At 67.8% G+C, this 5671-nt stretch carries 5 protein-coding genes; all 5 read right to left on the reverse strand.

All coding sequences use genetic code 11. The features are described from left to right. Positions 1 to 19 precede the first annotated feature (19 nt). Positions 20 to 1813 (reverse strand): ABC transporter substrate-binding protein, encoded by a 1794-nt coding sequence (locus tag VNN10_08320; protein ID HXH22020.1) that lies wholly within the window; start codon positions 1811 to 1813, stop codon positions 20 to 22. 135 nt (positions 1814 to 1948) lie between these two features. After that, complete coding sequence (locus tag VNN10_08325; GenBank protein HXH22021.1) at positions 1949 to 3457, reverse strand: acetyl-CoA hydrolase/transferase C-terminal domain-containing protein; 1509 nt, start codon at positions 3455 to 3457, stop codon at positions 1949 to 1951. A 173-nt stretch (positions 3458 to 3630) separates the two neighbouring features. Then, a complete protein-coding gene (locus tag VNN10_08330; protein ID HXH22022.1) occupies positions 3631 to 4608 on the reverse strand; it encodes a P1 family peptidase in 978 nt (325 codons plus the stop codon). Further along, positions 4605 to 5012, reverse strand: coding sequence for a hypothetical protein (locus VNN10_08335; GenBank protein ID HXH22023.1), 408 nt, complete (start codon positions 5010 to 5012; stop codon positions 4605 to 4607). The genes VNN10_08330 and VNN10_08335 overlap by 4 nt, the downstream gene beginning before the upstream one ends. A gap of 349 nt (positions 5013 to 5361) precedes the next feature. Beyond that, the coding region (locus tag VNN10_08340; GenBank protein ID HXH22024.1) for a CBS domain-containing protein at positions 5362 to 5671 on the reverse strand (310 nt) is incomplete at its 5' end.

Below are 5671 nucleotides of genomic sequence, written 5' to 3' on the forward strand. Positions count from 1 at the left end.
ACGCCGCGGGGACTGCCTGCTAGGACGGCAGCTTTGTCTGGTCGATCCAGACGCGCGTAATGCTATCGGGCGAGCCGCGGAAGACCTGCACGTTCTGGATCCACGGATAGTAGAACGTGAAGCCGCTGGTCGCCTGGCCGCCCCAGGGGATGCCCCAGAGCCTGTCAGAGAGCCAGATCTGGATGTCGTGCAGGATCTTCGTGCGCTCGTTCTCGTCCAGCGTCCGGCGCTGCTTGTCGATCATGGCGTTGAGCTCGGGGTTGTTGTAGCCCGGCGGGTTGCGGTCGTTCGGCGCGCCCTCGACCAGCCGCCACTGGGAGGTGAGCAGCGTGTCGACCTCGTTGTACTCGCCCGAGGGGCTCACCGCGATCCCGGTCATGTCGCCCTTTTCCACCGTGCGCGGGAGGAACTCGGTCTGGAAGTCCTCCGGCTTGTGGGTGATACGGAAGCCGGCCTCCTTCCAGAAACCCATCGTCGCCTCGACCTGGTTACGGAAGGTGGCGCCTGCCAGGAAGATGGTCGCGTAGTGGACGTCCATGTCGATGCCATTCGGGTAGCCGGCAGCGGCCAGGAGCGCCCTGGCCTCCTTGACGTCGTACTTGTACCAGAGGCCGGGCGCCTTGTCGGGCCAGCCCATTTCCTTGCTCTGAGGGTTGAGCCAGTACGGCCAGCCGCAGGAGAGCATGTTGTGCCAGCGGGTCTCGATGTTCGCGAAGCCGGCTTTCTGGAGCTGCGACACGTTGTAGAAGGTGTCGATGAACAAGTCGCGGTCGATCGCCATCGAGAGCGCGCGCCGGATACGCACGTCACCCTTCTCGCCGTGGAACACAGGATCCGTGCGCCCGAAGAAGATCACCGGCCAGCCGACGGTGAAGTCCGGCTGGTAGGGGACCGCGTTCGGCTGGTCCTGGCGTAGGGAGATGATGTCCGCGGTGTTCGGCGTCAGGGCGTAGATGTTCCCCGCCTTGAACTGCGCCAGGCGCTGCGCGTACTCCGTGACAATGGGGAACTCCCAGCGGTCGACGTAGGGAAGGCCTTGCATGAAGTAGTTCGGGTTGCGCTTCCAGTACACGTGGGAGGATGGCTTGTACTCCTCCAGCATGTACGGCCCCATGCCGGCGGCGGTGCTGCGGTAGTCGACTTTCCCCTGGGCGACCTCCTTGGGCATTACCCAGAAGGCGCTGTTATCGGCAAGGATTTTGCCGAAGGGCCCGTAGGGGAACTTCAGCTTGAACACGATGGTCCGGGAGTCCGGCGTCTCGAACTTGTCGATCATGTCGTAGCGGTTGCGGCGCGGATTCTTCGCCGCGAACCGCTCCCAGCTGAGACGGACGTCCTCGATGTCGACGGCGCGGCCGTTGAGCGGCGCGACGGGCGACATTTTCGCGTCGCGGATGCGGAAGGTCCATTGCGTGCCGTCCGAGGTGATCTCCCACTTCTCCGCCAGGTCGCCGTCGATCTCCTTGCCGACCGGCTGAGTGGGCACGGACTTGCTCTTGACGATCTTGCTGTAGACAAACGGCGCCGCGCCGTAGGCGGTGAAGTTGCTCGTCTCGCCGACGTCGAAGGTCTGTACGTCCTGGTTCGTGACGCTTTTGTAGGTGCCGCCCTGGACGGCAATGGAGCTGGTGTCCTTGGGTACCCCCAGCCCGCCCGCGATGTCGATGTCCGAGGTCACCTTCCTGGCGTCGTTGCCGCAGCCGACGAGAGATAGCGCCGCCGCGCCCGTGGCCAGCGCCGCCGCGCCCGCGATCGCTCGTCGACGGGCCAACCGTGCCCCGCGTGTCCGCTCCCAGTACCCACGCGCCGTCATAGCCGAAGTCCACCCCCCGAATCGATTCCGGTCCGGCGTGATTCTCAAGCGAGCCACCGGAAAAAGCAAGGGGGTTTCCATAGATACGCAGAGTTATGCGTATAGAACTGTCGTATGACGGCGGCAGCGCGAGGCCTAGAGCCGGGCCCAGAGCCTCTCCGCCTCGCGGCGCAACTCCGCGCGGAAGTCGGGGTGGGCGATGGCGATGAGCTCGCTTGCCCGCTGGCGGTGGCTCTTCCCGGCCAGGCGCGCGATGCCGTACTCCGTGATCACGGTGTCCGCGTAGTAACGGGGGATCGTCACGATCGCACCGGCGTCGAGCTGGGGCACGATCTTGGAGACAGTCCCGCCCAGCGCCGTCGACGGCAGTAAGGTAATCGCCCGCCCACCCTTGGCGCTGAAGGCGCCGATGTGCATTTCCGGCTGGCCGCCTGTGCCGTTGATCATCCGGCCGCCGAAGACGCTTTCGGAGTTGATCTGGCCAAGCAGGTCGACGCTGATGGCGTTGTTGATCGCCACCATGTTCTCGTTCGCCATGATGGTGCGCAGGTTGAGGACGTATTCGGGGTCGTAAACCTGGAAGTGCGGGTTGTCGTCGATGATCGCCATGTCCTCGTTGTCGCAACCGGTCCAGGCCACGGCGATGGCGACGCCGTTGTGGATGGTCTTGCGGCGGTTGGTCACGACGCCCGTGGCGAAGAGCTTCGCGAGCCCCGGGCAGCCCAGCTCGGTGTGAATCCCAAGGTCGTGCTTGCCATCGAACGTCCCTATCGACGCAAGCCAGCGCGCCGGCTCGCCGATGCCGATCTGGAGCGTGGCGCCGTCCGGCACGACCTCGCTGACGTACCCGGCGATGGCCTTCACGTGCTCCGGCGGGCCGAGGTTCACCTGGAGCGCCTGTGCCAGCGTCTCCGGCGTGTAGTCCGCCAGACGGGGCCCGATCTCGGGCAGCATCTGCTGGAGACGCGAGCGCTCCGCCGCCAGCAGCACCTGGCGGAGGCCGGGGCGCCGGTCTTCGGGCACCGCCTCTAGGTAAGCCGCCAGCGGCCCGCCAGCCTGCCCCCCGGCACCCGCGGCGCCGGCGAACATCGCGCCCGTGCCTTCAACGAAGAGGTCGATCTCGGAGACGTGCATCCAGCAGTCGCCGTGCGCGATCACGGGCTGAGGGACTACTTCCGCGACGACAGTGCGGGCGCGGCGGGCGTAGGCGCGCTTGTTCCACATGTGCACGCCGAAGTTCACGTAGCCGTTCTTGTTTGGCGGTGAGACGTTTACGAAGACGACGTCCGGCTTACGGACCTCACCCGGCCGCTCGTCGATAGCCTTGAACTCGACGGAGAAGACGTTCGGCAGGTACGTACCGCGGCCGCTATCGGTCACGTGCCTGTTGGGGTCGCCGATGAACAGCTCGAACTCGAAGTCGGTGAAGGCCTGCGCCCACTGTTCGTCGTACCAACCCGGGTCACCGATCGGTGACGTCACTCGCACGGTCACGTCGCGTAGCTCTTCGCGCCGCTTCGCCAGCGCCTGAGCGAGCGACCACGGCGGCACGAGCGGGAACACGACCAGGTCCCCGGACTTCACGACCCTCACCGCCTCGTCATGCGTGGTCAGTTTGCGCTTGTAATCTTCCTGCCAGCCCAAGCCGTTCTCCTTGTTGCTCCGCAGGCGCCAACTCTGGCTGTTGGCGGCGACCTGCCGGGATGCAGAGGCTGCTCGGAATTATAGGAGCAGCCTCCCGGACGAGAGAGAGCGGCGAGCGCATGTCCACCTTGGCTTCTGATGCCGCCCACGCGCGGCAGCTGGCTCAGGGCCGGCTAGCCCCGCGGCGGGGCGGCCGTGGGCTCATCCGGATCCCAGGAGGCCAGCACGGCGTCCCACGCGACCTCCGAGATCAGGGCCCCCAGCGCTCCACCCATCGCAGCCAGCGGGCTGTCGACCTCGTTTGTCGCCGCCATGAAGAGCACGTCGCCGTCGTGGTCCGTGTGGAAGGGCTGGACCGCGCGCGCCATGGAGGCATGCACCTGGCGTGCCAGCTGGGCCAGCGTCCGCCCCGGCAGCCTGGCGTTGGTCAGGGCCAACGTGAGCGTCGTATTGCCGGAGGGAGGGGCTGCCGGCCCGCCGAGGCCCAGCAGGCTCTGCTCGGCCTCCGCGACCAGGGAGAGGCGTTTGCCCGAAGCACGGTCGCGATTGCCGCGCACGATGTTGCCCTGTCGGTCATAGACGGCGCCGAGCGCGTTCACGACCGTGAACACCGCCATCTTCAGGCCGCGGTACTGGCGGAAGGCCGCGCCCTGCCCGGCCGGCTCTGCCTGGTCGAAGGCGACGGCCTTGCCGGCGGCCGCCATGCGCCCGGCGCCGCGAGGCCCCAGGAGGAAGACGCCCGGCCGCGCGGCGCGGAGGGCGGCCGCGCCCAGGGCCTTGTCCGGGTAGACGCCGTTACGCCTGGCGCCGAAGTCGAAGATGATCGCACCCGCCACGAGAGGCACGTCGTTCCAGTCCACGTGCTCGTGGCCGCGCCGGGCGAAGAGCTCCGCAGCGACGCCACTCGCGGCCTCCAGCCCCATGAGCGACCCGCCGGCGAAGCAGAAGGCGTGGGCCCAGCCGTAGTCGACGCCGATGGTCCCCGGGGAGCCGCCGCGCACGTCCGCCGCGAACGCGACGCCGCGGGGGAAGTGGAAGACGGTGCAACCCGTCGGGCCCTCGTCGTATTCGGCCAGGCCTATCTCCAGGCCAGGGAAGTCGAACTCGAGCACCCGCCCTTCGGAGGGGAGGCGTGGCTCCAGGGAGGTCATGACTCGATCCCCGTCCGCAAGCGGCGGAACCGGGGCAGCACGGACCGGCCATCGCGTCTGCCCGCGACGAAGGCGGCCAGGAGCAGGGCCGCGCCGGCAAGGAAGAGGGCCTTCGCCAGCAGCAGCGCCCACTCCTGCTCCTGGAAGTCATCCACCAGCCACAGGACGTTGAAGCCGACCCAGCAGGTCTCGGCGGCGTTCACTGCCTGCAGGGCGGGGTCACCAACCCGCAACGCCAGCACCAGCAGGTGAGCGGCGACGCTGGCGACGCCCAGGGCCAGCACCACCTCGAAGCCCGCGCCCAGGAGCCACAGGCCGTCCATGAGAAACCACGCTACCGATCCGACCGCCTGCCACGGCCCGGCGCTACCGCCAGACTCCACGGCATTCCGAGCAGGAGCCATTCGCCTTGCCTCCCTGCCGGCTCGGGCTAACGGGACAGATTCAGCGCCGGCAAGCGTCCACGATAACCTTCGAACCCGCAAACCTCCAAGTCCGGACGATGGCAGGCCCGGACCTGCGGGCTTCAGTCCTCAACCCGGGGACCCTGGACCTCGAGGGCGAATGAGGCCATTTCGTGCTGTGATTTTGCCGGCCGCCAGCCGAAGCCTCGGCGGGGCTTGGCGGTGCCGGGCCCGGGGCCGGCCGGGCCGCCTCCATCCAGAAAGGCAATCGCTGCGGCCCGCAGAGGCCTAAGGTCTGGGGGCCGCGGGCCCGGACGCCCGCTCCCCGGGAGTGCGGCGTCGCGCCGCCCTATCGGTGGTGGCGGTAGCGGCCGGCGACGGACAAGAAGTGGTTGAGGTAGTGCTGGATGTCGGCGGCGATCTCGTCGAAGGACAACATGCCTATCGCCTTGAGGCCGTCTTCGGTCACGGGGAGGCGGTGGACTCCGCTCTGCTCCATCACGTGGATGGCGTCTTCGATCTCCATGTCGGGCTTCACGGTCGTGGGGTGCTGGGTGGAGCCATAGTCCTCGGCGACGCAGTTGCCGACCTGGAATGTCGCCGGGTCTCGGCCGGGTGCGACGCATTCGGTGACCAGGTCGCGGTCAGTGACGACGCCG

This window comes from Dehalococcoidia bacterium (assembly GCA_035574915.1).
Taxonomy (GTDB): Bacteria; Chloroflexota; Dehalococcoidia; order DSTF01; family WHTK01; genus DATLYJ01.

Bases quoted from the DNA above. Each gene is read 5' to 3' on its own strand.
- VNN10_08335 (HXH22023.1), bottom strand. From the start codon at position 5,012: ATGGCTCCTGCTCGGAATGCCGTGGAGTCTGGCGGTAGCGCCGGGCCG.
- VNN10_08330 (HXH22022.1), bottom strand. From the start codon at position 4,608: ATGACCTCCCTGGAGCCACGCCTCCCCTCCGAAGGGCGGGTGCTCGAG.
- VNN10_08320 (HXH22020.1), bottom strand. From the start codon at position 1,813: ATGACGGCGCGTGGGTACTGGGAGCGGACACGCGGGGCACGGTTGGCC.